Source organism: Streptomyces sp. GbtcB7 (assembly GCF_019091445.1).
Lineage (GTDB): Bacteria > Actinomycetota > Actinomycetes > Streptomycetales > Streptomycetaceae > Streptomyces > Streptomyces mirabilis.
The window spans coordinates 1-229 of sequence record NZ_JAGXJM010000778.1; the positions used below are offsets into that span (position 1 = coordinate 1).

Sequence of the window (229 nt, forward strand, 5' to 3'; positions counted from 1 at the left end):
CATGCTGATCGATCTGATTCCGGCGCTGCACGGCCGGCTGGGCCCGGGGTCGGTGGGGTTCACCTCACCGGGTCTCTACGGCGTCGCGCTGGTTCTGTCCTTCGTGCTGTTCTTCGGCTTCGTCGTCTTCGGCCTGGCCGTGCTGTTCACCGTCCCGCGCCTGCTGAACCTGGTCTACAAGCCGGACAGGGTCTATCCGCTGTACGCCTCCCCCTCCTCGCCGTTCCGC

At 66.8% G+C, this 229-nt stretch carries 1 protein-coding gene; it reads left to right on the top strand.

Features of this window, described 5'->3' with window-relative positions; all coding sequences use genetic code 11:
* Positions 1–229: hypothetical protein (locus KVT44_RS57525; protein WP_217577265.1), on the top strand; the 229-nt coding region annotated here is incomplete at both ends.